The organism is Blautia sp. AM47-4 (assembly GCF_003479865.1).
Classification (GTDB): domain Bacteria; phylum Bacillota; class Clostridia; order Lachnospirales; family Lachnospiraceae; genus Fusicatenibacter; species Fusicatenibacter saccharivorans.
The window spans coordinates 30,200-56,461 of record NZ_QUHY01000022.1 but is presented as its reverse complement, the minus strand read 5'-3'; the positions used below and the strand labels follow the sequence as shown (position 1 = coordinate 56,461).

General features: G+C 49.4%; 19 protein-coding genes, 1 other RNA gene, 4 pseudogenes and 1 riboswitch. Of the genes and pseudogenes, 1 reads left to right on the top strand and 23 read right to left on the bottom strand.

Annotation, left to right across the window (positions count from 1 at the left end; translation table 11 throughout):
• Positions 1–165: 165 nt before the first annotated feature.
• From DW965_RS13845 to DW965_RS13755, 18 genes and pseudogenes are all read right to left on the bottom strand, one after another.
• Positions 166–1,274: pseudogene (locus DW965_RS13845) on the bottom strand (SpoIID/LytB domain-containing protein).
• A gap of 431 nt (positions 1,275–1,705) precedes the next feature.
• Positions 1,706–1,906, top strand: a riboswitch (cobalamin riboswitch).
• A 575-nt stretch (positions 1,907–2,481) separates the two neighbouring features.
• A complete protein-coding gene (locus tag DW965_RS13835; RefSeq protein WP_055218365.1) occupies positions 2,482–3,525 on the bottom strand; it encodes an aldose epimerase family protein in 1,044 nt (347 codons plus the stop codon).
• A 70-nt stretch (positions 3,526–3,595) separates the two neighbouring features.
• A non-coding RNA gene (gene ssrS, locus DW965_RS13830) (6S RNA) lies at positions 3,596–3,790 on the bottom strand.
• Positions 3,791–3,894: 104 nt separating this feature from the next.
• Positions 3,895–5,363 (bottom strand): annotated as a pseudogene (gene spoIVA / locus DW965_RS22215) (stage IV sporulation protein A).
• 171 nt (positions 5,364–5,534) lie between these two features.
• Positions 5,535–6,386: a bifunctional 5,10-methylenetetrahydrofolate dehydrogenase/5,10-methenyltetrahydrofolate cyclohydrolase gene (locus DW965_RS13820; protein ID WP_022461835.1), complete on the bottom strand. Its 852-nt coding sequence runs from the start codon at positions 6,384–6,386 to the stop codon at positions 5,535–5,537.
• 87 nt (positions 6,387–6,473) lie between these two features.
• Positions 6,474–7,106, bottom strand: coding sequence for a cyclodeaminase/cyclohydrolase family protein (locus tag DW965_RS13815; RefSeq protein ID WP_117509042.1), 633 nt, complete (start codon positions 7,104–7,106; stop codon positions 6,474–6,476).
• 61 nt (positions 7,107–7,167) lie between these two features.
• Positions 7,168–7,839, bottom strand: coding sequence for a DUF3786 domain-containing protein (locus DW965_RS13810; protein WP_117760358.1), 672 nt, complete (start codon positions 7,837–7,839; stop codon positions 7,168–7,170).
• A gap of 42 nt (positions 7,840–7,881) precedes the next feature.
• A complete protein-coding gene (gene acsV, locus DW965_RS13805; protein ID WP_117760359.1) occupies positions 7,882–9,807 on the bottom strand; it encodes a corrinoid activation/regeneration protein AcsV in 1,926 nt (641 codons plus the stop codon).
• A 139-nt stretch (positions 9,808–9,946) separates the two neighbouring features.
• The gene (gene acsE, locus DW965_RS13800; RefSeq protein WP_022462424.1) at positions 9,947–10,732 is read right to left on the bottom strand and encodes a carbon monoxide dehydrogenase/acetyl-CoA synthase methytransferase subunit; all 786 of its coding nucleotides are present in this window, start codon (positions 10,730–10,732) and stop codon (positions 9,947–9,949) included.
• 212 nt (positions 10,733–10,944) lie between these two features.
• Complete coding sequence (acsC, locus tag DW965_RS13795; RefSeq protein WP_330415059.1) at positions 10,945–12,180, bottom strand: acetyl-CoA decarbonylase/synthase complex subunit gamma; 1,236 nt, start codon at positions 12,178–12,180, stop codon at positions 10,945–10,947.
• A gap of 37 nt (positions 12,181–12,217) precedes the next feature.
• Positions 12,218–13,159 (bottom strand): acetyl-CoA decarbonylase/synthase complex subunit delta, encoded by a 942-nt coding sequence (gene acsD, locus DW965_RS13790; protein ID WP_022462426.1) that lies wholly within the window; start codon positions 13,157–13,159, stop codon positions 12,218–12,220.
• Between the two features lie 297 nt (positions 13,160–13,456).
• Positions 13,457–15,585, bottom strand: a pseudogene (gene acsB / locus DW965_RS13785) (acetyl-CoA decarbonylase/synthase complex subunit alpha/beta).
• A 15-nt stretch (positions 15,586–15,600) separates the two neighbouring features.
• Positions 15,601–16,389, bottom strand: coding sequence for an ATP-binding protein (locus DW965_RS13780; protein ID WP_022462428.1), 789 nt, complete (start codon positions 16,387–16,389; stop codon positions 15,601–15,603).
• A gap of 62 nt (positions 16,390–16,451) precedes the next feature.
• Positions 16,452–18,343 (bottom strand): annotated as a pseudogene (gene cooS, locus DW965_RS13775) (anaerobic carbon-monoxide dehydrogenase catalytic subunit).
• Positions 18,344–18,469: 126 nt separating this feature from the next.
• Positions 18,470–19,240 (bottom strand): ATP-binding protein, encoded by a 771-nt coding sequence (locus tag DW965_RS13770; protein ID WP_118699877.1) that lies wholly within the window; start codon positions 19,238–19,240, stop codon positions 18,470–18,472.
• A gap of 38 nt (positions 19,241–19,278) precedes the next feature.
• Positions 19,279–20,211, bottom strand: coding sequence for a methylenetetrahydrofolate reductase (locus DW965_RS13765; RefSeq protein WP_022462431.1), 933 nt, complete (start codon positions 20,209–20,211; stop codon positions 19,279–19,281).
• A 134-nt stretch (positions 20,212–20,345) separates the two neighbouring features.
• Positions 20,346–20,528 (bottom strand): CooT family nickel-binding protein, encoded by a 183-nt coding sequence (locus DW965_RS13760; protein WP_117509049.1) that lies wholly within the window; start codon positions 20,526–20,528, stop codon positions 20,346–20,348.
• A gap of 14 nt (positions 20,529–20,542) precedes the next feature.
• Positions 20,543–20,893, bottom strand: a complete 351-nt coding sequence (locus DW965_RS13755) for a hypothetical protein (RefSeq protein ID WP_055218122.1) — start codon at positions 20,891–20,893, stop codon at positions 20,543–20,545.
• 362 nt (positions 20,894–21,255) lie between these two features.
• Between DW965_RS13755 and DW965_RS13750 the strand changes: the two genes are divergently transcribed.
• Complete coding sequence (locus DW965_RS13750; protein WP_055226455.1) at positions 21,256–22,077, top strand: aldo/keto reductase; 822 nt, start codon at positions 21,256–21,258, stop codon at positions 22,075–22,077.
• Between the two features lie 48 nt (positions 22,078–22,125).
• Here the strand turns inward: DW965_RS13750 and DW965_RS21580 are convergent, their stop codons facing one another.
• Genes DW965_RS21580 through DW965_RS13730 form a run of 5 tightly spaced genes read right to left on the bottom strand, consistent with a single transcriptional unit; the run spans position 22,126 to position 26,169 of the window.
• On the bottom strand, positions 22,126–22,518 hold the full coding sequence (locus DW965_RS21580; protein WP_330421199.1) for an ATP-binding cassette domain-containing protein: 393 nt from the start codon (positions 22,516–22,518) through the stop codon (positions 22,126–22,128).
• 14 nt (positions 22,519–22,532) lie between these two features.
• The gene (locus DW965_RS21575) at positions 22,533–22,781 is read right to left on the bottom strand and encodes an ATP-binding cassette domain-containing protein (RefSeq protein WP_330421195.1); all 249 of its coding nucleotides are present in this window, start codon (positions 22,779–22,781) and stop codon (positions 22,533–22,535) included.
• Complete coding sequence (locus DW965_RS13740) at positions 22,778–23,560, bottom strand: ABC transporter permease (RefSeq protein WP_055226458.1); 783 nt, start codon at positions 23,558–23,560, stop codon at positions 22,778–22,780. The genes DW965_RS21575 and DW965_RS13740 overlap by 4 nt, the downstream gene beginning before the upstream one ends.
• Positions 23,538–24,620: an ABC transporter substrate-binding protein gene (locus DW965_RS13735; protein WP_243036638.1), complete on the bottom strand. Its 1,083-nt coding sequence runs from the start codon at positions 24,618–24,620 to the stop codon at positions 23,538–23,540. Before DW965_RS13735 ends, DW965_RS13740 begins: the two co-directional genes overlap by 23 nt.
• A gap of 25 nt (positions 24,621–24,645) precedes the next feature.
• Positions 24,646–26,169, bottom strand: coding sequence for a 4Fe-4S dicluster domain-containing protein (locus tag DW965_RS13730; protein ID WP_022461521.1), 1,524 nt, complete (start codon positions 26,167–26,169; stop codon positions 24,646–24,648).
• Positions 26,170–26,262 lie beyond the last annotated feature (93 nt).

Genomic DNA, 26,262 nt, shown 5'->3' with positions numbered 1-26,262 from the left:
CTGATGTATCCGCGGTTGTTGATCACGCGGGAAACCGGTCGTCGCCGTAACGCCGGCACGTGCCGCTATGTCCTTGATTGTCGCCATGTTTCTCTCCTCGTCATTTTCTAACTGTTTTTTGCTTTCGCCCATTATAGCACAAAAAATCTGTTTTCGGTGATTTTTTTAAAAAAGGGAACGGCAGTCGCCGATTTCGATGTTCTGGTAAAAATAGCGGAGAATCTCCTCATACGATTTTCCCTGCTCCGCCAGATGTTTCGCACCGTTCTGTGACATGCCGACGCCGTGGCCGTAGCCGCCGCCGTAAAATGTAAAGGAGACAGCCGTTTCCCCTTCTTTTTCCGGAACCACGATAAAGCAGGCACTCGGAAGCAGCTCCATCTCACAGCTTACAGTTCCGTCATTTTTCTGAATCGGCCAGCCTTTCGCCGAGAGGAACTTTCGGATCTGATACTCTCCCTCGATTTCCATGGATCCTTTTTCCCCCTCGATACGGACGGTTTCTGCCGCACCTCCCTCTGACCGCCGCCGCACCTCAATCCCCGTGATCTCCCCGATTTTCTGATCCGCTGCCCGTTCTGACAGCACATCCGCCGGAATCGTCACCTGCCAGCGGTACCAGCCGTCCTCCACTTCCAGACTTGTGCTGTCCCTTTTGGTGATAAACGATGCAAACGCCTCCTCCGTCTCCGGTTCCTGCTTCTCCCCGCCTACCGTCACGCTCTTCAGATATTCTGCCGTCTCCGCCGTATTCCACACTTCATCCGTACTCGTCTTCCCGCAGGAGGTTGAGAAAAATACGCCTGAATTGGTTCCCCGCCGCAGGTGATGATTTTTCCTTCTGTCTCCGCCACCGCAGCGTCTGTCTCCGGCTGCGCTTCCATATTGTGGTAGACCTGGCTTTCCACGCTGTCGTCTACATCCGCGTGGTAGTTCTCCCACGTTTTTTCACGAATCCTGGCACACGCATACGTTCTCGCACAGACCGCCTGTGCTTTTAATGCCTCCTTTTCATAGGAGGACGGCATCTCACTCGGCACGACATACCGAAGATACATTTCCAGATCAAGTTCATTTACAACGAGAAGTCCCTCTTCGCTTTTATAGATGACAAAACTTCCCGGATAAACCGTCTCGTCCTCCGGCTTTCCCGTCAGGGAAACCGCCGTTCCCGCCGTCTCATCGGCCGGCACCACATGCACAACTTCCCCGCATTCCTGTTCCGTCACACAGATCGTCTCCTGCGGGGAAGCTATGTATGCGCCGTCGTTCATGGAAAGGCTTGCGTTTCCACGCAGGGACACCTGTTTCTGTGCGTATCCCAGCTTTCCGCAGTCCGTCAGAAGGACACGAATCTGTACCGGTCCGGCTGCCGTTGTTTCTTTTTGTTCTTCCTTTTTACTGTTCAGAAAAGCCGCGTTTTCCTGTTCCATGTTCTGTATCGTCTCCTCCTGCTTTTTGCCTTCCATCGTCTCCGTCCTGCTTTCTGCTGTCGCTGTCTCTTCCGGCGCATCCAGACGGCGCTTCACAACAAACAATAACAGCAACAGGAGAATCCCCACTCCTAACAGTATCAATTCCAATTTATCATTTTTTCTCTTCATATCTCATTCTATGCACACGGCTTTTTGTCCGATTCCTTTTCTTTTTGCGATTTTTCCTTGACAAATACCGCCCTATGGTATATAGTACGGTTGTGTATAAATTTCATATCAACATCCAGAGTGCATCAAAAGAAGATCCGTCTTTTGGTGAGAGAGGGAATTCAGGTGAGATTCCTGGGCGATCCGGTCACTGTAATCAGGGAGTGAAGCATAACAAATCCATTGTATGTCCGCAACATATGAGAAGGAATGTGGAACGATGATCTGTAAGTCAGGAAACCTGCTCTGTATGCATAGGGTTGATGCTTCCGATGAAAGCTTCCATTCAAAGACTATTATGGGATATGGAATGTCTGAAAATTTTCGATTAGATTTTTAGAAACCTTCGAGCGAGATTTATGCATTGCATTAAACGGCCGGGTAAACCGTTTCAGATTCTGGTTTCGCCTGTTCTTAGTCAGGCGCCATCCTCCGCTTAAAGGTGTCTGCTATTCCGCTTGCAGGTTGATTCAGATGGCGAAGCGGTTACCCACCTCTGAAAAGAATATGACATAACTGGTAAGATTCTGTTGGATTCGAAAACAGGGTCTTTTCTTTTTCTGTTTTTTCAGAATTCGTTTTCTGCATATTTTCCCATAAAAAGGCTCCCCGCCTGCGCTCCTGTTTTCACAGGACGCTGCAGGAAGGGAGCTTTTTTATGCTGTTTCTATAGCAAGACCCGAAAATAATGCAAAAAAGGCAGTGCTGCAGAGCGCGAATTGCAAGGAACAGATTTGAAGGCGTACCGAGGTACGACGAAAATCTGTGACGCAGTAATTCATGCTCTGCGGTGCTGAATTTTTTGCATTATTTTCGAGGATTGCTATAAAATAGGATCTTAGAAAATGAATTTGTATACGGTTGTGGTGTCGTAAGTATCGCCTGCCTCGAGGATCGGTTTCTCCTCACCCTCCTGGTTGATGGCATTCGGCACATACTGAGATTCCAGGCAGAAGCCGTTGCGTTTGTCATAGAATACCCCATTCTTTCCGGTAACCGGAGCAATGAAATTTCCGGCGTAGAACTGAACGCATGGCAGATCCGTGAAGGCTTCCATGGTGATGCCGCTCTCTTTGCAGGATGCGACTGCCATCAGCTCAATGCTTCCCTCGACAGCCTTGTCCAGGATAAAGTTGTGGTCGTAGCCGCCGGTCAGTTTGAGCTGTTCGAAATCTGCTTCGATCTCTGCTCCGATTGCTTTCTCGCTGGTGAAATCCATCGGGGTTCCCTGTACCGGTGCATGCTCGCCGGTCGGGATGGATGCAGAATCGATCACCGGGCTGAACTGCTCCGCTTTTAAGACAAGTGTCTGGTTCTCAATAGATCCGGCATCGTGGCCTGCCAGGTTGAAGTAGCTGTGGTTTGTCATGTTGACAACGGTATCCTGATCGCAGCTTCCCTCATAGTGGATTTCTACGGCGTTCTCATCGGTCAGGGTATACGTAACGGACACTTCAAAGTTTCCCGGGAATCCCTGGTCTCCGTCCGGGCTCATCAGAACGAAGGTAACGGCGCTGTCATCCGCCTCTTCTACGTTCCAGAGGCGGTAATCGTATCCGTCCGGGCCGCTGTGCAGGTTGTTGTTGTTCTCATTTTTTGCCAGCTGGTATGTTTTTCCGTGCAGTTCAAATGCTGCTCCCGCGATACGGTTTCCGTTTCTTCCGATGGTGGCTCCAAAATGGCTTCCGTCGGTCTCATAGCCGGTTACGGAGTCAAATCCAAGGACAACGTCTCTCTTCTTTCCATCCTTATCCGGAACGAGAACCGATACCAGATGTGCGCCGTAATCGGTTACGCTGATTTCCATTCCGTTTTTATTGGAGAGCGTGTAGAGCAATGCTTCTTTTCCGTCTTTTGTTGTTCCAAAACCCTGTTTTTTCATGTTCCTTCTCCTTTTGGTTGTATGTAACGTATAAAAGAGAACCATTTTCATGATTCTCTTTTTTCTCTTTTGTAACCCCGGAATGCCGTTTCCCATACTTTGACTCCTAGCAACGCAAGCTAGGTGGGTAGCCGCAGTCATCATTTCTGCCTTCCACTGACGTCTGTTTCCAGGGTGGCCTGACATCCACATGACAATAATAAGCCTCCCGTTTAAAGTAAATGTAGGTTCAAAATAATGAGATCATCGAACATTCCAGGAAGTTACATTTTTCTTCTTTTCTTTTCACAATTCGGATTATACGCTATTTTGGTTCGCTTTTCAAGTATTATTGCACAATTACTCAAAAATATTCGAACAGCTTTTGTATTAAATGATAATACACACCATTCCGCCCCGGCTGTCGTTGACAATTTTCTGCATGGAATCCTGGAGTTTTGCCTGGCCGTCCTCGGTGATCTGGGCGATTTTGCTGCGGATGCCGTCGTCAACGAGCTGCTCGACGGATTTGCCGAAAATGTTGGTATTCCAGATTCCCTCCGGGCTCTTTGCGCTCTCTTTGATATAGGCGATCAGATCCTCCGCCTGCTGCTCACTTCCGACGATCGGCGCAATCTCCGTCTCGATGTTGGTCTTGATCATATGAATCGACGGGCTCACCGATTTAATTTTCACGCCGTATTTGTTTCCCTGATGGATCACGGCTGGCTCCTCCAGCTGAATCTCCTCCCTCCCCGGAATCACGACGCCGTAGCCGCATCCGCGCACCGCATGAATCGCGTCCTCTACCTTGCGGTACTCTTCCCGTTGTGCCGACAGCTCGCGGATCGTCTGCACCAGATCATACTCGCCTTTGATCTCCACGCCGGCAAGTACACTCAGCATTTCATAATAATACTGCTCTTTCACCTCAATCCGCACCTTCACCGTACCGCTCGCAAGATCCATCGACTGCAGCAGTGTCTGGCTGACATACTGACTGGCAATCGCTGTTTTTCCGCCCACTGCATCCTTCAGGCGCGTCTTTTCCCTGCACATCTCACGGATCTTCTGCAGCAGCTCTGCCTTCAGCGGATGGTCATCGGCAAGAAGCTCCACCCATTTAGGAATATAAAATTCCATCTGCTGAAGCGGAAACTCATACAGCACCTTTTCGAGCATATGCAGAATATCTTCTTTGCGGAGCTGGTCGCAGTTCACCGCCATCGCTGCCACGCCGAATTTTGTTTCAAGCTCCTTTACCTGCGCTGTGTCTCCTCCCGGTACGGTTTTTTCGCATTCACAAGAATCAGGAAGGGCTTTCCCTGCTTTTTGAGCTCCGCAACGGTTCGTTCCTCCGCCTGCAGAAAATTCTCCCGCGGCAGCTCGCCGAACGATCCGTCGCACGTCACCATAAGACCGATCGTGGAATGTTCTGCGATCACCTTCTTCGTACCGATCTCCGCCGCCTCCCGGAACGGAATCGCCTGCTCGGACCACGGTGTTTTCACCATCCGCTCCTTCTCATTTTCCAGATTTCCCGCCGCGTCCGGCACCAGAAAACCGACGCAGTCGATCAGTCGCAGCCGGATCGGATCGCCCTCCCCAAGCTGCAGCTCCACGGCGTCTTTCGGCACAAATTTCGGCTCCACCGTTGTGATCGTCTTTCCCTCCCCGCTTAAAGGCAGGGCATCCCGTACCTCCGCCTGTTCCTTTTCCGAAAGATACGGCAGTGCCAGCACCTCCAGGAAACGGCGGATCAGGGTGGACTTTCCCGTCCGTACAGGCCCCACCACTCCGATCAGGAACTGGCCCTTCGTTCGTTTCTGAATATCGCGGTATACTGAATATGCATCCATGCGCTGTTGTCCCCCTTTTGATCTTTGTTGCTATGTACTGTTATATTCTATGAGCCGGTCCCCTCTCCTATCACCAAAACTGCACTGCCGCGCACGCAAAAAAGGCACCGCCGCCCTTTTTTCGGACGCACAGTGCCTTTTTTCTGTCACATTCTTATCTTCAGCCTATGATCAGCTGTTTTTTCTCATGGCAGCCTCTACCACATGGCCGACCAGAACAGATGTGGTAACGGATCCTACACCGCCTGGAACCGGTGTGATTGCCTCAACGATCGGCTCAGCTTTTGCGTATGCAACGTCTCCGCAGAGTTTTCCTTCTTCGTTTACGTTGATTCCGACATCAATAACGGTCTGGCCTGCACGCAGGTAGGTATCATCCACAACACCTGCACGGCCTGCTGCTACGATCACGATATCTGCCTCTTTGACTACAGACGGCATGTCTTTCGTTCTGGTATGGCAGATGGTTACGGTTGCGTTTTTCTTTAACAGCATCATGGCTGCCGGTTTTCCTACAACGAGGCTGCGGCCTACGACAACAGCTTTTTTGCCGGTGCAGTCGATACCGTAGTGGTCGAGGATCTCCATGCAGGCCTGCGGAGTACATGGCGGGAAGCCCTGTTTTGTTCCGGCGAATACGCCTACCATGGAACCGTCTGTGATACCGTCTACGTCCTTCTCCGGGGAGAGTGCTTTGATGACTGCTGCCTCATCGAGATGTTTCGGAAGCGGACGGAAAATCAGAACGCCGTGGATGGAATCGTCTTTGTTTACTTTATCGATGGTAGCCATCAGCTCTTCCTGGGTAACGTCTGCCGGGAGAAGGAATTTCTCGTATGCAACGCCTAAGGTCTCACAGCGTTTGGTTGCTCCTCTTTCGTAGGAAAGGTCATCCTCTCTCTCTCCGACACGGATGATTCCGAGAGTCGGTTTTACTCCTTTTGCTTCCAGCTCTGCTACATTTGCTTTGATCTTCTCATTTAATGCTGCTGTTACTTCTTTTCCTAATAACTGTTTTGCCATTTTTTTATCCTCCGCTTTTCTTTTCGGTCAAAGAGAACTCCTTTTGCAACCCGCTTGCTGCCGGGAAGTTTCTCTGGCCGTTTGTTTTCAGGCTTTCAGTCTTCCCAGTACGTTCCGGAAAATCTCGTCTGCTTTTACGGTATAGACCGCAAGCATTTCATCACATTTTCGATTTAGTTCTTCTGCATATTCCCGGTTTTTCATAGATTTCGTGTTGATATATACATTCAGGGAAGCACCCTCTAAGGCTGCTTTGCAGAATGCTGCGCCAACACCTGCGTCACTGATCGCAAGTGCAGAACCTTTTGCTGCAAATTCTACGATCAGGTCGATTGCTTCGCAGCATTTTTCCATAATTTCCATTGGAACAGAGCAGGCATCCTTCAGCACAATCTCCATGACTCTTGCTTTTTCTGCCTTCTCCTCCTCTGTCTCGCGCGGCATGCCGTATGCTTTGGAGAGCGGTTCGAACACTTCTGCATCGCGCTCGATCAGGTGAAGCAGTTCGTCCTGAAGCGTGGTTGCTTTCGCCATCAGCTCTTTCATTTCCTCTTCGACATCCGCATATTTCTTTTTACCTACTGTCAGCGCACCAACCATGTTGCCAAGCGCTGTGCCGACAGCGCCAACCAGTGCAGAAGCTCCGCCGCCGCCCGGAACCGGTGCTTTGGAACCGAGCACGTCTACAAACTCATTGCAAGGTACTGTTGAAAATCCCATGTTATTTTCCTCCGCTTATTTTTTTCGATCCAGAAGCCATCCTGATGGCCTCAAACCATAACTATTTTGCAGCCAGAGCCTTCAGCATATCAATTGTGACATCTCCCACAACCGCCATATCCTCTCCCTGCGTAAATGCAGCCGGGAAATTGTCCGAAAAGAGGATCTGCGCGGACGGCGGAAACTCATCATCTCCTGCCCATAAAATCAGTCGTACAAAAAGCCCTTTCATAAACTCCAGCTCATATCCGACATCACCGGATGAAATCGCCTGAGCGCCGACACGTTCCATGATCTCACGGAATGCATCCAGCTTTCCGCCAAAGCCAAACGCAAGACGGAACAGGCATCTTCCCTGGAACTGTTTAAAATAAACTTCTCCCCACGGAATCTCCCGGTATGTCAGAAATTTTCCGGTGGATGGGGCAGCTCCGCCCTCGGTCAGATAGCGCAGCACCAGAATTTTTGCATTCGGCTTCTCCTCGAGCGGATACCAGCCGATCACCGGACCGTCTGTGCCGTCATCTCCAAGATGCTGCACGCGGTACTCCGGCCAGGAAATCCGGTAGGAAACACCCATCAGGGATACCGTAAACTCGTGTTTTTCGGCGTCATATGGTACATTACACCGGCTGGAAATCTCCGCCGGATCCGCGTTCTGGTATACTTCCAGGTAATGTTCATAGGGAATCCGTTCTTTGCTGTCTTTTTCGTAATTCAAGTCTACTGCCATGTGAATCCAATTCCTCTCAAAAAAAGGTTCTCACTTCCGTTTTTATACTTCTACAGACGGGAACATCGCTGTGTCCGTGTGCGGCAGGAAGCAGGCCGCTACAAATTCATCCATATACGTCGGTACGGTCGAGAGCTCCAGATACGTCATGTTCCGGGCAACCTCGTACGTCTTCTTCTCTGCCGCTGTCGATAAGAGCATCGAATACGCGCCAGTCAGGGAAGAGTTGCCGATGTAATGGAATTTTTCCAGCGGGATGTCCGGGAACATACCGATGGTAACGGCATTTTTCATGTTGATGCCGCTTCCGATACCGCCCGCTACGTAAACCTCCTCGATCATGGAAACATCCATATCCAGATAGTTCAGCATCGTACGGATCGCTGAGAAAATCGCGCCCTTGGCGCGGATAAAGTTGTCGATATCGACCTCGGTAATCTCAACATCGCGGACACTTCCAGCCTCCTCCTCGAACGCAATGACATAGCTTCCCATGCCATATTTGTCGTGGCGGATCCGTTTTCCCTCACGGATAAATTTACCCTTCGGATTGACCATCTTCGCGCGGAACAGCGCCGCAATCACATCGATGATACCGGAACCGCAAAGGCCGATCGGTTTCGTACCCTCATCTCCGATAACATGGTACGAAGGTTCCATCGTCTCCGGATCAATCGTACATTTTTCAATCGCACCGTCGGTCGCACGCATGCCACAGCTGATATCGCCGCCCTCAAAGGCCGGTCCGGCCGAGCAGGCACAGCTTACCATAAAGTCAGAGTTTCCAAATGCAAGCTCGCCATTGGTACCAAGGTCAATAAAAAGACTCATCTCCGGCCGGTTCCAGATCATGCTGACCAACGCGCCGGCAGTAATATCTCCGCCCACATAGCTTCCGATGTTCGGTGCCAGAATGATATGGGCGTCCGGATGAATCGCAAGATTGACATCCGATGCAAACAGTGAGTTTGTCTTAAAGAAGGCCGGAATATACGGCTCCATCCGAAGCGGATCTGCATTGATGCCCATCATCAGATGCTCCATGGTAGTGTTTCCGGCAATCGCCGCACGGTAAATCTGCTGACTGCTGATTTTCGCTGCACGGCACATGTTGGAGATCATCGGGTTTAAGGTTTCTTTGATGATTGCATTCTGCAGTCTTTCATGGCCTCCCGGTTTCTGGGATTCAATGATACGGTTGATAACATCCGCACCATACCGGATCTGTCCGTTTCCGGAAGAGGCTTTTGCCAGGATTTCTCCGCTCAGCATATCCACGATCAGTGCAGAAACTGTCGTTGTTCCAATGTCGACAACGAGACCGCCGACAACTGCTTTTGCTTCCATTGGAAGCATATCGTATAAAAAGACGTCATTTGGCGTAACCCGGACGACACACTGTGCCTGAAAATGGGATTCCCGAAGGACATCCGGCATTTTTTTCAGTACAGAGTACGGAATCCGTACCCGGTCAAGCCCCGTCGCTGCCTGTACAGCCCAGGTTACTCTCTCGTTATCCGGCATCGTATCATCCAGAGTAGGCTCTTCCATTGAGATTGTAATCACCTGCATGCTGTTTTTCAGCTCCAGACCAGCGTCTGTAATTTTCTTTTTCGTATCTTCAAAAATTGCAATTTCACTCGGTGAACTAAGGTCTGCCACTTTCATGCGGCTCCGGTAAGCGGATGCAATGTCCGGCACTTCCACTTCAACATCGCCTTTGACGGTGCTGACGCACGCCAGTCTCCAGCCATTCTGATATTCTTCCTCAGAAATATGGCGGGTTATTTTGGAATCCAGCTCACCGCTCACAAGACGAACGCGGCATTTACCGCACGATGCGTTTCCGGAACACGGTGCATCGATCGGCACATTGCTCTTCTGCGCTACTTCAAGAAGGCGCTCACCCTCGGTTGCGTAGGTGACTACCGGTTCTCCCTCTTCAAATCGAAAGGTTACTTTTGCCATAATCTGTAAATCCCCCAGTCGTATATATTCTCCGCTGTTTTTTTATTTTTCCGCTTTTAGATAGAAAAACCCCTGATGGTGCCTCAGGTTTTCGCAAACGCTACGGCACCATCAGGGGAAAACCTGCGAGATTTAAAGATTAAAGCTCCAGATAAGAATCTGCGTACAGAGTGTTGCCTTTGAATACGTCACAGGATTTAATGGTCTCCATCAGTCTCAGGTCATTCGGGTTAACGATGGCGCTGGTCAGACCCTGCATCATAGCCATAGCTACAAGTGCGGAATCCATGATCGGACGGATGTTTTTCGGCATACCGTTGGAGTTGTTGGAAAGTCCGCCGGTAGAATTCAGTCCCATATCGCTGAACATCTTAATGCACTCAAGAACTTCCATCTGTTTGTCCTGCATTCCTTTTACAACCAGGAACAGCGGATCAAACCACAGATCTGTCGGCTCCATGCCATGCTCCATACCTCTTTCCAGAAGGGTCTGGCAGTACATCATACGCTCGTCGTTGTCTTTTGCAATTCCTTCACCGTTGCAAAGTGCAATAACGATTGCATCGTTTGCAGCCGCAAGGTCAACGTACTCGATTCTTCCTGCAGCATCTGCAGAGTTTACGATCGGTTTTCCTTTGGAGCGGTTGTATACAGAGATACCAGCCTCAATTGCTTTTTTGTTGGATGTATCCAGAGCCAGAGGAACATTGTCAAAATTGCTCTGCAGCAGCTCAACAGCCCATTTCATGATGTCTTCTCCATCATTCTCAGCCGGTCCGATGTTTACATCAAGGTAAACGGCACCAGCGTCCAGCTGCTGTTTTGCTCTCTTTAAAATTGGCTCTTCATCTCTTGCTGCGAATGCTTTGTTTACAGTAGGAGCTGTAACGGAAAGTCTTTCGCCGATGGTTACAAATTTTGCCATATCTCTTCTCCTTTTCTTTTGGGAATCCCCCATAATTATTTTTTCACGGAAGAAACTTCCGGATACCGGAGTTCCTCCCGGAATTTTTATGTATTACAGTTCTCCGTTTGCCTGCAGATCTTTCATGAATTTTACAAGCTGAACTGCCTCAAGCGGAGCAACGATTACTTCCCATCCAGGAAGCTTGGACTCAATGTCGCCCTTTAATACGGCTACTTTACCAGGAATGATAACTTTTCTGATTTTACTTTATCTTCTACATTCTCTTTGAAGAATTTGGAGATAGAGTTACCGGAGAATTTACCTGCTGCCCAGGATGTCAGTACAGAAAGTCCGCCGGCGTCGTTGATTACAAGGTTGACCGGAACTCCGGATCTCTCGAGCTCTCCGGATACCAGGAAATAGGTCAGAGCAAAGTCTACGGTGGTCAGGCAGATCGAATTTTCATCTGCGCCGTTCAGCGGGTAGATGCCCGGCTCTACTTTCATCGGTTTCTGCGGATCGGTAAATACGTTCTGGCGAAGTCCGAATACCGGAAGTGCCTCTGCGTATCCCATTTCCTCAAGAACAATAATGGAACCGTATTTCATGGTGAACAGGGAAAGCAGTGCCTGCTGCATATATCTGTCGCCCTGTGCAATTTTTGCCAGATTTACAATAGACGGATAACCAAAGGTACGGTCTGTATCCTTTAAGGATGCACGTCTTACCTGTACAGTAGTAGCAAAGGTCTCTTTGATGGTCGCTTCTGTGGTATCAAGAACAAGGTTCTTGTTGCCGAGTTTCTCGATTGCTTCTACGGTGTCGTGAAGCTCATCAATGTTTGCGCCACTAACGCCGAGAACAACGCCTGCCTCTGTGGCAAGTTTGCTCATCTCTTCATAGTTGGATGCATTTGCACCATTCAGGATCGGTTTGCCTGCTTTGCATACTTCCAGAGCAGCTTTTGCAGCGTCTGCGTCCTCACAGCCAAGTACCAGAACTTTTCCGGTTGCTGCTGCTTTCGTTACAAGAGATACGTATTTGTCTACGCCATTTCCGGCATAGTTTACATACAGCATCTCTGCGCACATACGCTCACCGATACGGTCGTAATCAACTTTTTTGTCTTCTTCCAGTTTTGCATCGATCTCTTCGTCAGACATGCAGCTGCAGAGAGATACCGCATAACGGGTTTTGCTTACAAATGTTTTCTCATGACGATAGAGGACCGTCTCTCCGCCAAGAGTGTACTCACTGTCGCCGGTTCCGACTTTGATCGTCTTCATTGGCGGTGCGGTAGCTTCGGAAAGCTGTGCCATAGCGTCGTCAGACATATATGGGCACGCTGAAATATCCATAGCGCCCTGTGCAACCTTCATGGAGAATGCCATACAGGTCGGACATCCGCACTCCTTACAGTTTTTCTTTGGGGTCATTTTAAAAATCTGAATACCTGATAATGCCATAATTCTTTATCCTCCTAATCTCTTCCTTACGTACTGATTACATCAGTTCCTGAATCATTTTGGAAATGGTTGCAACAGACTGTGGATGTTTGAGGATAACTGCATCAGAACCAGAAGCCAGAGATGCGGCTGCTGTCTGAATCTCCATAGAGACTCCTCGTACTTCCTGATTTCCCCATTCCGGAGATTCCTCTTCTGTTGCCATTGCCTCTTTTACATTCCATGTCTCAGAAGCGATTGGAGTAATAATTGGCATCTGCAGCATTTTATCGTCCTGGGATAATGCTGCTGCTTTGATACGGTCCAGTGTAGATACTACGTACTCATATCCGTATCCGACTGCTGCAGAACCTACGTTCATAACAATGCTGTCTGCGCTGACACCAAGCTGGGTCATAACAACATTCAGCTGTTTTGCAAGGTTGATATCTACAGCGGACTCAGCGCCGACTTTCTGGCTGTATGCCAGACCTGCGGCTGCACCAACTGCCTTGTAATCTTCTTCTCTTGCGGACATAACAAGAACGTTTCTTCCCTGAAGGACCTCTGCTACTTTTGTGAGCAGTTCGGAATCCTTCTCAACGTTTTTACATCCTTCTACAACAAGCGGCACGTCAACGGCATCAGCAACCTCTTTGACTGTCTCAATGAGTTCTTCTACCGATTTGTTCAGACCGTTCGGGTCTCCGCCTGCCAGACGAAGGCAGAGGAAATCTGCACCTTCCATAGCTGCTGCTTTTTTTGCAATCTCGCCCATGGTAGCTGCACCTTCATAGTATGCTTTTACGCTTTCCGGTTCTCCTTCCATACCAAGATCTGTGATTTCAACGCCGACCTTCGGTCCGTTTTTGATTTCACCATCGAAAGCATAGAATGGTAATACGTTTTCTCCGCCAAGAGTTACGGTTTTGTCTCCGCTGCCGATTACAACGGATTTAATTGCTGCATTAAACTTTTGTGGTTTGCGATTAAACGGCATAAAAAAAGCCTCCTTAAAAATAAATTCCATACAGGCATATCTCCATGATTCCGCTTCATGGACACACCTGTTATTATTTTAACGTTTTTTCCCAGAGAATGCAAGATTTACCAGGATATTTTCCAAGATTTTCTGACAAAAAGTATCCGTTTTCTCTTCGTCAGCCGTTTTTTTCCAGAAAATCACTTTACAGCTGCCGGCATGTGCCGGAAAGGGCTTCCTCCTCCGCTTTGGAATCCCCTCCCAAGCCATGCCGGTCTGCTTATTCTTTCACAGGATAAGCCTGTAAAATACGAATTACATCATTGGATCCATGCCAAGTGCCGGATGACCTTTCTCGGTCAGGAATGCAACCAGTGTCTCCGGATCTTCTGCGATGGTCTCATCACCGATCATATCGGTAAAGTTGTCGATACCGTACAGCTCTTTTGCTGTTTCATTCAGTTTCTCTGCAACCTGCTCTTTCAGCTCTTTCGGCATCCATACGATACGGGCAACACCGCCTTCTGCTTTCATAAACTTCTTGGAAGCGATGAAGTGTTTGCCGTGTCCCATGAATCCAGGAGTCTGAACACCGCCGCCTGTCATGGAAGCCAGCTCGGAGAAGGTCATTCCCAAAGGAGTCATGCCTGCGTACTCACGGTTTGCGATGCAGACACCGTTGGAGAATGGTTCGATACCACAGATACACTCGAAGCATCCGCAGGATGTCATTGGTTTTTCCATGATGGAGTACAGGGATACGTCATCAAGAGCACCCTGGGAAAGCTTACGAACAGCCTCGTTAACATCCTCATACTCACCGATTCTCTCATCGATTACTTTTTCTTTTGTGATAACCTGGCAAGGTCCGTTCGGATCCAGCTCGTTGGTAGCTTTTGCATCCAGCCATGAAACAGCACCGCAAAGTCCGAGACGCTCTGGTGTAACAACACATACATGGCTCGGGGAGAATGCCTGGCACATGATACAGCTGTAGTATACCGGTACAGATTCATCTGTCATGGTAGACAGACGCTCATCACGTTTGTCGAATACTGGAATTGCAATTTCGTGACGGATCTTGGTACAGTCTTCCGGATTGGTGTAGATCTTAACCTGGCATTTGTCAACAACAGCCTCGAACTCGTTCTTCACCTGTGCGTACAGAACTTCTCCGAAGTGTTTTGCACGGAAACCAGCGTTGAAAGCTTCTTTGCTGACACGGATACGGATCATATCACGCTGTCCGGTATGCATCACACCTTCGATGCAGTTCAGGTAGCTGTGGAATTTACGCTCAAATACAGGCTCGAAATCCGGCTGCATGCTCTTTCCGGCAACCTCAACCACGTATGCAATGCTGTGCTTGGAACCTACCTCGAACTCGTCGATGTCCGGTCCGATCAGCTCGATCTTGTGATCTTCTACTTCGGAAGCATCTTTTGTCTGAACCAGCTCGCAGCAGTCTACACGGGAACCGTCAAACTCAACCTGCATATCACCGCGGCGGATGATTTCGCCCTCAAATGCAGATGCGAATGCAACCGGGATATCGATGTTTGTAATTTTAATCTTGATGTCGCGGGCTTCCAGAGAAGTTGCGTTGAATTTGGAAACGTCCTTCTGGATAATGAGACTCTTCGGAATAGCCGGAACGTCTTTGTCATCGTTTGTGATAACCGGGAAACCAAGTGCAATCGCACCAGCGCCGCATGCAACGATCACATCATCCAGAGGAGCAAAAGCATTTACGAATGCCGGTACACGGTCTTTGGTGTAGGTCATCAGTGCGCCTGCATCGCCTGCAGTTACGTTACCGAAGATCAGGCTGCACGGATTGCTACGGATACAACGTGGATTACAGATGTTACGTCTTTTCCAAGCGGGATGACACGTACGTTTGCGCCGGTCTTGTATCCTAATTCCTGACACTGATCAATGATTCCGCCAACCAGTGTTACAAGAATACCCTGTGCCTGATAGCTCTTAACCAGATCCACGCCTTCCTGTGCGGTCGGAGCGCTTCCAAGGATAACAGCTACGCCCGGGATATCGCCTGTTACAAGCGGCACACCAAGCTCACGGATGATGGCATCGCTTAAATGGCCGTAGCACGGCTCATCATATGGTTTTGCACCGTCGATGTATTTAATTGCCTCGATGAACTCTGCGCAGAGTGCAGTTGCAACACCGGACATAAATACATCATTCAGCTGATTTTCTCTTGTCATCAGAGATTTTACCACGCCAAGAGCCTCTTTCATCTCTTTTAAGTTGGTAACCTTTACTCCTGTTACAGCATAGTAACACGGAAGTGCGTAAGCAGTGTCCGGGAAGCTGACTGCTTTTTCCTCTCCGTTTGCTGCGATTGCGGCATCAATGGCAGCTTCGGTAAGACCGTATACTGCATCATTTCCGCCAAATACTCTCTCGAATAATGTCATGTGTTTTTCCTCCTATCACACTTTTTCCATGCCAGGCATGTTTGACTTATCGATTTTTGTTTTTATTTTCCGTATCTCTTCTACTGCAGCCGCGCTGTAATCATATGGAGACGAACCTTCCCTGTCCGCTTCCATAATTTCCGGGTTGTAGTGGACCATGCCCAGAAGATCCTCCGGGGGGATACGGTCCTGTATGAATGCCTCATCTTTTTCGTCGCGTACTTTGTTTGCCACGACATGAACCTGATGAACGCCAAGCTCTTCGGCCAGACGTTTGACATTCTTATAGGTCTGAATACTTCTTGCACCCGGCTCGATGACTACGATGAACATATCCATGCCCTCCGTCGTTCCTCTTCCCAGATGCTCAAGGCCTGCTTCCATGTCGAGGATGACAACATCCCCTCTGTGAAGGACCAGGCTGTTGATGATTCTCCGCAGCATCACATGCTCCGGGCAGACACAGCCGCTTCCGGCCGTCTCCACGGTGCCAAGCGTCAGGAGTTTGACTCCATTGTACTCTTTGCTGTATTTATCGGGGATATCACTTACTCTCGGATTTATCTTGTAAAACCGGTTGTCTGCACTTGCCTCGGTGCGCTCTTCGATCAGTTTTCTCATTTTGGTAATCGGAACGATCGAATCGAGGATTTCTTCCGGAAATCCAAGCGCAAGGCCCAGATTGGCATCCGGATCGACATCTGCAGCCAGAACCGGATGGCCTTCTTCTGCATAAAGTCTTGCAAGGGTCGCTGCGATGGTTGTTTTTCCTACGCCACCCTTTCCAGTTACTGCTATTTTCATTTTACACCTTTTCACTTCAAAAAGGGCGGTCTCTTTTTACGTCAGGGACCGCCCTGTCCTTTTTATACGCCGAGTGCGGCACGTTTCTCTTCGATTCGTGCGAGCATTGCATCGCCCAGCTTGTCGATGTCTTTTTCTACTGTGTAAGCTGCCTCAACCCAGTCGCGGACACCGTTGGTCAGAAGTCCTGTTACCTCAGTGGATCCGGATACATACGCTCTACGCCAAGGTAAGTATCGATACCGGTTGCTACAACATAGTTTCCGATGGAAACTGCTTTCTCAGACATCCACTCCGGAGCACATCCGACAACCGGAAGCTGGGAAATATTGACATTACCGATTTTAGCAAGTTCTGCTACAAGAACCATCATACGGGAGATATCAACGCAGGATCCCATGTGGAGTACCGGCGGGATATCAGCCAGCTCGCAGACACGTTTCAGACCTGCACCGCAGAGATCTTTAGCACGTTTGTCCATCAGACCTGCTCTTGCTGCTGCCTGTGCAGAGCATCCGGAAGCAACGATGATAACGTCGTGCGCGATCAGCTTCTTCATCAGCTCGATGTGAGCGGTGTCCGGACGGACTTTCGGGTTGTTGCATCCTACCATGGCAACTGCACCGCGGATAACGCCGGATGCCACACACTGCCACAGCGGCATCAGAGTTCCGGTCTGGTCAACCTGGGAATTGGTTACTTTATCCAGAGTCTTGATGATGGACTCAAAAGAGTATCCAACGGTTGCTTTCTGCTTCATATGCGGGATATGTACCAGCTCCGGTTTCCGGTTTTTAAAGTTTTCAATTGCCATTTTTACGATGGCTTTTGCATTCTCACCTGCTGTTTTTGCGTTGAAACGAATGTATTCTGCATCCGGCATCTGCGCAATCGGGCTGGTGGTAACGAATTTAGTATGGAAACATTTGCTTAAAGGTCCAAGGGCCGGGAAAATACACTGTACGTCAACAACGATGGCCTCGCAGGCACCGGTCAGTACCACGTTTTCCTGCTGCAGGAAGTTACCTGCCATCGGCACGCCGCGGCGCATTGCTACTTCATTGGAAGTACAGCAGACACCTGCCACGTTGATTCCCTTTGCTCCCATTTCTTTTGCATATGCGATCATCTCCGGATCGTCTGCGTATTCGCAGATCATCTCGGAAAGTGACGGATCATGGCCATGAACGATGATATTTACTTCATCTTCTTTCATAACACCAAGGTTTGCCTCGGTTTCGATCGGCTTTGGAGTTCCGAACAGTACGTCAGAGAACTCGGTACCCATCATGGAGCCGCCCCATCCATCGGAAAGTCCGGAACGAAGGGACTGGCGAACGAGTGCTTCCGGAAGGGAAGAACATCCCATATGAGTCATATGAAGAGAACATGCAACCTCACGGTCAATCGCACGCGGTGCGATTTCTTCTCTCTCCCAGATTTCCTGTGTGTGCTGCGGAGCACGTTTCAGGAATCTCTGTGTTCCAAACGGTTTACCATACTCTAAAAGAGCCAGCTCGGACATCTCATGTGCCAGATCGTAAATATCTTTTCCTTCTGTCTCTACGCCCCACTCTTTTGCGATACGGATCAGTTTCTCCGGATCTTTTACTTTGTAGTTTCCGTTTGGATCAGCCTCATGCAGTGTGTGGCAGATCTCACGGCCATGATCGGAATGTGTTGCGGAACCGCCTGCTGTAAAGCGCAGGAAGTTACGTCCTACAATACCGTGTACATCGCATCCGCAGATTCCTCTCGGTGCCTTTGGTGTAATACGGCAAGGTCCCATCGTACAGATACGACAGCAGGTTCCCTGCTCACCGAATTTACAGTGCGGGGTCTGGTTTTTTACACGAAACTGCCATGCGTCAGCGCCAACCTTTGCACCATTTTCCAGGAGCTCATTCGTGGCCTGTTCGAATTCTTCTACGCTTGTTAATTTGAATTCGCTCATCTTGTCCTCCTCAAGATTGTATTTTAATATTTTTATGGTAAAAACATCCTCCCATGGGGGATATTTTACTTTTGAAATATCCCTCCGTCTGCAGCGTGTACAAAGCGGAGGGCAGATTCTCTGTTTTTATAAATCAAGGTTTTCTACGATTTTCTTTAATGCCGCGCGTACCGGAGAGTCTTCCGGCAGACGTACGGTTGGTTTTCCGTCACAGTCATATTCATAAACCTGATCATCGTGCGGAACAACGCCAAGGAGATTTAATCCCTGTTTTTCAATTTCCTCACGGGTTCCCTCATTTAACACGCCATTCGGCGCACGGTTTACGATCAGTCCTACCTGCTTCGGCTTCATATCGCATTCTTTGATCAGCTCCGCGATTCTCGCAGCGGCCTGTACTCCTCTTCTTGAGCAGTCACTGACCAAAATAGCTGTATCCATTCCCGGAAGAATACCGCGGCTGATATGCTCCATGCCGGCTTCATTATCGACTACCATAAAAGGATAATTCGGGTACAATTTTGCAAGCTGGTTCTGCAGAAGTCCATTGACGAAACAGTAGCAGCCTTTTCCCTGTGTTCTTCCCATCACGAGAAGGTCGAAATCGTCTTCCTCGGTAATTGCGCCGGCAAATTTGAATTCTGCGTAATCTGCCTTGCTCATTCCTGCCGGAATCGGATTTTTTGACGCCATTTCCGCGCGGGCGATTTCTTCCCGGATATCTCCTAACGTAGCCTCTACTTCTACGCCGAGCACCTCATTCAGGTTTGAGTTTGCGTCCGCATCAACTGCAAGAACAGGACCTTTTCCTGACTCGCAGAGATACTGGATCAGCAAGCCGCATAATGTTGTTTTTCCAACGCCGCCTTTTCCGGCGACAGCTATTACGTGTGCCATAAAAATCGGATGCCTCCCAAATTCAAGTAATTAATTCATTAAACCAGTGTGCAAAGGCCGGATCTGTCGATGATTTCAGATACGTCTTTCCATTTATTCAGTGCATACAAATGAATTCCATTGACACCAAGTGCACGGTATGCATCAATCTGTTTTACGGTATATTCGATACCCTCTTCTTTGAACTCTGCAACTTTCTTGTCGTAGAATACGTCGAACGGTTTGCCCTCTGCATCTTTTGCTGCAAATGGGTTCGGGAACAGCCAGTGTCTGGAGATCATTCTGGAAAGCTCTCTGTCCATAACACAGCCGTTTCTGGAAAGTGCCATGTTGATGGTAGCTGCCTGATCCAGGATCGGCATAACTCCAACGTCTACCGGCATGGTGATTCCTGCTTTACGGATTGCATCGAGCCAGTATTTGAACTGCTCCATATCCCAGCAGAGCTGTGTCATGATGTAGTCAGCTCCGTTGTCCTGTTTCTGTTTCAGAACTGCGATATCAGACTCCAGACTTCTGCAGGAGATGTGGCCTTCCGGTGAACCTGCAACAGCGATTTCAAATTTGTCGCCGTAGGTATCACGTACGAATTTTACAAGATCCGTAGCGTAGTCAAAGTCACCGCAGGTTGTGGTCTCGCCAAGCGGAATATCACCGCGCAGTGCCAGCATGTGGTCTACGCCGTCAGCCAGATACTGATCCAGCTGTTCTTTAATTCCTTCTTTTGTGTTTTTGATAACGGTGAAATGAGTAACCGGTGTGGTTCCGGCATTTTTGATCATCTGACATACTTCACGATTTGCTCCGACGTTTCCGCCGCCTGCTCCGTATGTACAGGAAATGTAAGACGGGTTATATTTCATCAGGTGGTCGATGGTACCCGGCAGATTCTGCAGTCCCTTCTCTGTCTTTGGCGGGAACAGCTCAAAAGACAGAAGGGTCTTGTTTTTCATCTCTTCTGAAAGTTTCATAATTCAATTTACCTCCGCTTTAATATAATATATTCCTATTCTAAGTCCCGGTTCGCCTGTTCTGTTTGTTCCGATTCGCAGACCCCGGGGTCTAAAACCGCTTTTATAGAATAACTGGTTCCGTCAACCAATTATCATTCACAGTCCAGCTCTACAATGCTGTTTGCAAGATCTACCATTTTGATCTTACCCTGCAGTCTGATCTCTTCGCCCAGGATGTCGCGGATGAGAACGTATTCTCCATCGACATCGATACGGCTTACATTTTTACAGACAACTGTGTTTTCCGGATTTTTGTATACCGTTGCAAGGCACATAACTTACGCCTCCTCTACTTAACTTCTTTCAAATGTTCTTTTACAAGCGTCAGTGCAAGGGACAGGCGCATATTGCCTTTCTGGAAATCGGATACTCCCTCCCTGATCTGTTTTGCGGCGTCCGCCATTCCGGCTTTTTCCAGTTTGTCGGCCATCTCGTCGAGTTCTGCTGCGTGATGTTCATTGTGCTGCAGCATATAGGTTAAAAGGGCAAGATTCTCGTCCTTGCATTTTTCTTCGGAACCGCATGCATTGCAGGCATGTCCGCAGTCTTCTCCCTCGTGATGATGGTCATGGTGATGATGGTGCTCGTCGTGAGCTCCGTGCGGAATGGGATTTCCATTCTCGTCATATAATAAATGCATAATATGGCCTCCTCTGTCCCCGTTTTTCTGCTCTGCCGTCCGTTTCGTCCGCTTTTGTTTTCCTGAAACGTCCTGCAGATTGTACAGGGAATGATAAATAAATATCAATTCAAACTTATTATACTCTATTTCATGCACAAAATCAATACGGCCTCCACAAAATTTCTGTACAATTCGCCGTACAGGCCGTCCTGGCATCCTTCTTTTTTCTTGCGTGGCTTGTTATTTTTTTCATTTCCCGATTGTGTTAAACTTTTTTAATATATTTGGTCTGATTTCTTTAAATTTTCATGTTATACTAAACATAATTATGAGAGAAATACGGCAGAATCTTTTTTTGATTCAAGATACGGAGGGTTTTTATGGCACTTTCTATTCCAACCATCACATTGAACGACGGCAGAGCGATGCCGCTTCTGGGGCTTGGCACTTACAAATCGACAGAAAAAGAGGCAGAAAAAGCAATTGTCACCGCGGCAAAATACGGCTACCGTCTGATCGATACCGCCTCCTCCTATAAAAATGAGGACAGCATCGGCCGCGGGATCCGCGCAAGCGGGATTCCGCGGGAAAACTTTTTTATTACCACAAAGGTATGGAATACCGCGCAGCGGGTCGGTGATATCGAAGGTGCCTTCAACCGCAGCCTCGACCGTCTCCGTCTCGACTACGTTGATCTTTACCTGATTCACTGGCCGGTGCCGGGCTGCTACCCGGAGACGTGGCGCGCACTCGAAAAAATCCGCGAATCCGGGCGTGCAAAATCGATCGGCGTCAGCAACTTCGAGGAGCCGCACCTTACCGCCCTCTTTGAATTTTCCGGCGTCATCCCGGCCGTCAACCAGATCGAATGTCATCCGCTCTGGAACCGGAAACCGCTCATCGCTTTCTGCCGTTCACATGGAATCGCCGTTCAAGCGTATGCGCCACTCGCAAGAGGTCTTTATCTGAACCGTGAGATTATGCAGCAGCTGGCAGAAAAGTATGTACGCACGGAAGCGCAGATCGGTCTCCGCTACCTCGTCCAGCAGGGCATCAGTGTCATCCCGAAATCGACACATCCAGACCGCATTTTTACCAACGCGGATGTCTTCGACTTCGAACTTTCTGAAGCCGACATGGCGCTCATCGACACGATGGACGAACAGCTCCGCTCTGCTTCCATACCGGATGACCTGCTGTAACTGCGGATTCACAGCAAAAGCAGCACAGAAAATCCGTTTCTTTCCATTTCAGATTTCTGTGCTGCTTTTTCTGTTTCTCTTTATTTCGAGGATACCATCCAGTCTGCTGCAGGTGCAGATCCAGTCCCCCATTGCTTCGGCTTCTTCTAAATCATGCGTGACCAGAAGCATCGTTTTTTCTTTTCCTTTTCTGCGGATATAGTTCATCGTTTTCTTTTTCGTCCCCGCATCCAGTCCCCGGAACGGCTCATCCAAAAGGAGGAAATCTGCGTCCATGCGCATGGCCCGCAGAACCGCCACCCGCTGGCGCATGCCGCCCGACAGTTCCGATACAGCCTGGTTTTCACAGCCCGAAAGGCCGAGTTCCTCCATCTCCTCCACAAGATGACGGGAGCTTCTTTTTTCTTTTCCAAACATGCGGCGCCTTACCGCGAGCTGGATATTGGCTGCAGCTGTCAGTTCTTCTGCCAGCCGCGGTTCCTGAAAACCATACTTTTTCTTAAGGCTTCCAGTCCCCCGATTTTTCCGCCGTCCGCCTGCTCCAGGCCTGCCAGAATCCGCAGCAGGGTTGTCTTTCCCGCCCCGGAAGGAGCCATCAGACAGGTCACTGCTCCTTTTTTCAGTTCCATCGTAAGATTCGAAAAAATAACGTGTTCTCCATACGCTTTTTTCAGATGGCAGATTTCAATCGTATCTTCTCTCATTTCATCACCAGCATCCTTTTTTCCGCAAGATCCATTCCTTTTAAAACAGCTTTTTCGAGACAGAAGCTGACGTACACGATCGCTGCCGTCCAGGCAAAGAGTCCCGGTGTGTCGAGATATATTTTTGCCTGATACAGATGCTCTCCGATGGATCGGTTCGGAATGCCGATTACTTCTGCTGCCGTTCCGGCCTTCCAGCAAAGGCCGAGGGAAAGTGAACATCCCGTCCGGATATATGGGTACAGCTGCGGCAGGATCACCCAGCGCAGCCGCACCGGCCGCGGAACCTGAAAAACGTCTGTCATCTCCAAAAGCGCTGTGTCCAGTTCCCGTAGGCCGTTCCGCGTGTTTGTATACAGGATCGGAAATACCATCAGAAACGAAATCACAACCGAAAGATTCTTCGAAGAAACCCAGATCAGGATCAGAATCACAAAAGAAGCGACCGGCACTGCTTTCACTGCTGCAACCAGCGGCGTCAGGAGTTCTTCTGCAATGGAAAACCGACCGGCAAGTGCAGCTCCTGCAATTCCCGCCGCCGCACCAAGAAGGAATCCGGCTCCGATGCGTGCTCCGGAAAACAGCAGGGACTGCCAGAAGACCGGTTCTGTTACAAGCGTAAAAAGGCGTTTCAAAACAGCGGCAGGAGATGCCAGAAGGATCTCCTGCCCGACAAAAACGCTTACCGCCTGCCAGATCATAAGCCAGAACACGATCGGCCAGAGCTTCGTTTTTCTCTGTTTCTCTTTTTTGTTTTTATTCGGAATAATAGAAGTCATCTCCTGGAAGTTCTCCTCCGACTGCCTCCGGGTTCTGGTCTTTGAGTACACCGAGATAACCGGAAAGCTTCTCTTTCATCTCATCACCGGTGATGCAGACAATGTTGCATGCCGGAAGCGCTTTCTTTGCGACTGCCTCCGGAACAATGTCATAATCCCCGATCAGTTTTGCCGCCTCATCCGTGTTTTCGGTTACGTAGGATACGGATGCCTGGTAAGCTTCCATGAAGTCTGCAACTGCTTCCGGATGCTCCTTGGCAAAGGCAGTGCGCACAACGGTAACACCTGTCACCAGTGTACTCGCCGTTCCTTCGGACTCCTGGATTTTGTTCCATTCTTCGGTCAGGTCAAGTGCGGTGCGCAGCGTTTCTTTTTTCGTCTGTGCCGTCGTTACAAACGGCTGCGGCAGCATGGCGATTCCATCGGCATCTTCTGCAAGTGCTGCCACGCACTCGGCGTGTTCGCTCTTCCACTCGATCGTTACGTCCTCACCCGGTACGAGACCGTTCTTTTCGAGGATATAATTCAAAGCATACTCCGGAGTTGCACCTTTGCCGCTCGCATAAATGGTTCTGCCTTTCAGATCCGCAATGGAATGTACGGTATCACCGTCCTCGACGATATAAAGGACACCGAGCGTATTGACTGCGAGCACCTGCACGCCGCCGTTTGTCTTGTTGTAGAGTACGCTTGCAAGGTTCGCCGGAACCGCGGCGATATCCACCTCTCCCTGTACCAGTTTTGCGCTGACCTCATCCGGGGCAGCGGCAAGTTCAAACGTGTCCGCAGGTGACTCTTTGCTGTCGTTATCGCTCATCATTTTTACCATTCCCATGCTGGTCGGTCCTTTTAATGCAAGCACATGGACCGGTGTCTCATCTTCTGTTTCCGATGCCGCTGTGCTGCTCTCTGTCTGCGTATTTTCTGATACTGTACTTTCTGATCCTGTGCTTTTTGTCCCTCTGCTCTCCGTCTTTGTCTCTGTCTGGCCGCATCCTGCAAACAGAAGTACCATTGCAAGAATCGCTGCCGCAAAGCCCATCTTTCTTTTCTTTTTCACTTTTGTCTCCACCTTGCTGTTCTTTTTAGTCTACCAGCTTGTCCAGTTCTTTTACATATTCTGTCTGACTGGAAATCTTGTGTTTTGCCTGCGCCGCATATTTGTTGACTGCCGCCTGCGACTTTTTGATTGACTGCATCGTGCCGGCTCCTGCCACGCATCCGCCCGGACAGGCCATGCCTTCGAGAAGATAACCGTTGTACTTTCCGGCCTTTGCCATTGTCAGCAGTTTCCGGCATTCCTTCAGACCTTCTGCATTTGCCATCTTGATTTCGCGGTCCGGGTATTTTTCACGGATTACATTTTCCACAGATTTTGCAACGCCGCCGGAGACAGCAAAGTTTCTTCCGTCCACCGATGCATCGCTGACGCCGTCCGGATCTTCCTCAAGTGCACTCACATCTACCTGGCGCGCATCGAAAATGCCCGACATCTCTTCAAACGTCAGAACGAAGTCCACCTCACTGCGGACAGACCGGCGCATGGCCTCCAGTTTTTTCGCCGCACACGGTCCGACAAAGACAACCTTCGCATTCGGATTGTGTTTCTTGATCAGACGCGCCGTCAGCGTCATCGGGGTCAGTGCCATCGAGATACAGTTAGCGTAATCCGGGAACAGTTTCTTCGCCATTACAGACCAGGCCGGACAGCAGGATGTCGCCATAAACGGCAGTTTCTCCGGAACTTCGTTCACAAAATCCTCTGCCTCCTGTGCCGCACAGAGATCCGCTCCGATCGCAACTTCAAAGACATCCGCAAAGCCGAGCTTTTTCATCGCCGCACGCAGTTTTCCAGGCGTTACTTTCGGTCCGAACTGGCCGACAAACGCCGGTGCCAGCGCTGCATAGACGCGCTCTCCCGACTGGATCGCACGGATTACCTGGAAGATCTGGGATTTGTCCGAAATAGCGCCGAACGGGCAGTTGACGAGACACTGGCCGCAGGATACACATTTCTCGTAATCGATATCCGCTTTTCCGTTCTCATCTGAACCGATGGCATCCATTCCGCAGGCTCTCGCACACGGACGCTCCTGAATGATAATAGCCTGGTATCCGCATACCTTGGCACACTGACCACATTTGACGCATTTATCCTGATCAATATAGGATCGTCCATTGGTGCGGTCCAGCGTAATGGCCTTTTTCGGACAGACTTCCACGCACGGATGTGCAAGACATCCCTGACATCCCTCCGTGATCAGAACCCGTTTTTCATGACAGGCGTTGCATGCAAATTTGATGACATTAATGAGCGGCGGTGTATAATACGTCTCCGCCTGGTCCGCCAGTTTGATATTGTCCGAGATCGGGGCGTGCTCTGCCGCGCTTCTGCACGGAAGTCCCATTGCAAGGCGAAGCCGCTCTCCTACAATCGCCCGCTCCAGAAACACATCATTTCTAAAATTTCCGACCTCACCGGGAATTACACGGTAAGGAATTTCCTCGATCGTCTTTTCCACCGGGGAGTCCACGTCATACGCCATTTTTGCAACTTCCGTAAAAATGGCATGGCGGATTTCCTGAATTCTTGTTTCTACTCCTCTCATTCTTTCTTCCTCCTGCTGTATTTTCCTCCGCATCTTTTCAGTTAAAATTATTCCGCTTTCTATTACTATACTTGATTTCGAAAGTATTGTCAT

Excerpts from the sequence above, each read along its gene's own strand:
- DW965_RS13750 (WP_055226455.1), top strand. The coding sequence starts at position 21,256 with ATGGCACTTTCTATTCCAACCATCACATTGAACGACGGCAGAGCGATG.
- DW965_RS13765 (WP_022462431.1), bottom strand. The coding sequence starts at position 20,211 with ATGAAACTTTCAGAAGAGATGAAAAACAAGACCCTTCTGTCTTTTGAG.
- DW965_RS13760 (WP_117509049.1), bottom strand. The coding sequence starts at position 20,528 with ATGTGCCTTGCAACGGTATACAAAAATCCGGAAAACACAGTTGTCTGT.
- DW965_RS13835 (WP_055218365.1), bottom strand. The coding sequence starts at position 3,525 with ATGAAAAAACAGGGTTTTGGAACAACAAAAGACGGAAAAGAAGCATTG.
- DW965_RS13810 (WP_117760358.1), bottom strand. The coding sequence starts at position 7,839 with ATGGCAGTAGACTTGAATTACGAAAAAGACAGCAAAGAACGGATTCCC.
- DW965_RS13755 (WP_055218122.1), bottom strand. The coding sequence starts at position 20,893 with ATGCATTTATTATATGACGAGAATGGAAATCCCATTCCGCACGGAGCT.
- DW965_RS13770 (WP_118699877.1), bottom strand. The coding sequence starts at position 19,240 with ATGGCACACGTAATAGCTGTCGCCGGAAAAGGCGGCGTTGGAAAAACA.
- DW965_RS13780 (WP_022462428.1), bottom strand. The coding sequence starts at position 16,389 with ATGAAAATAGCAGTAACTGGAAAGGGTGGCGTAGGAAAAACAACCATC.
- DW965_RS13820 (WP_022461835.1), bottom strand. The coding sequence starts at position 6,386 with ATGGCAAAACAGTTATTAGGAAAAGAAGTAACAGCAGCATTAAATGAG.
- acsD (WP_022462426.1), bottom strand. The coding sequence starts at position 13,159 with ATGCCGTTTAATCGCAAACCACAAAAGTTTAATGCAGCAATTAAATCC.
- DW965_RS13740 (WP_055226458.1), bottom strand. The coding sequence starts at position 23,560 with ATGACTTCTATTATTCCGAATAAAAACAAAAAAGAGAAACAGAGAAAA.
- acsC (WP_330415059.1), bottom strand. The coding sequence starts at position 12,180 with ATGGCATTATCAGGTATTCAGATTTTTAAAATGACCCCAAAGAAAAAC.
- acsV (WP_117760359.1), bottom strand. The coding sequence starts at position 9,807 with ATGGCAAAAGTAACCTTTCGATTTGAAGAGGGAGAACCGGTAGTCACC.
- DW965_RS13815 (WP_117509042.1), bottom strand. The coding sequence starts at position 7,106 with ATGGGATTTTCAACAGTACCTTGCAATGAGTTTGTAGACGTGCTCGGT.
- acsE (WP_022462424.1), bottom strand. The coding sequence starts at position 10,732 with ATGGCAAAATTTGTAACCATCGGCGAAAGACTTTCCGTTACAGCTCCT.
- DW965_RS13730 (WP_022461521.1), bottom strand. The coding sequence starts at position 26,169 with ATGAGAGGAGTAGAAACAAGAATTCAGGAAATCCGCCATGCCATTTTT.
- DW965_RS21575 (WP_330421195.1), bottom strand. The coding sequence starts at position 22,781 with ATGAGAGAAGATACGATTGAAATCTGCCATCTGAAAAAAGCGTATGGA.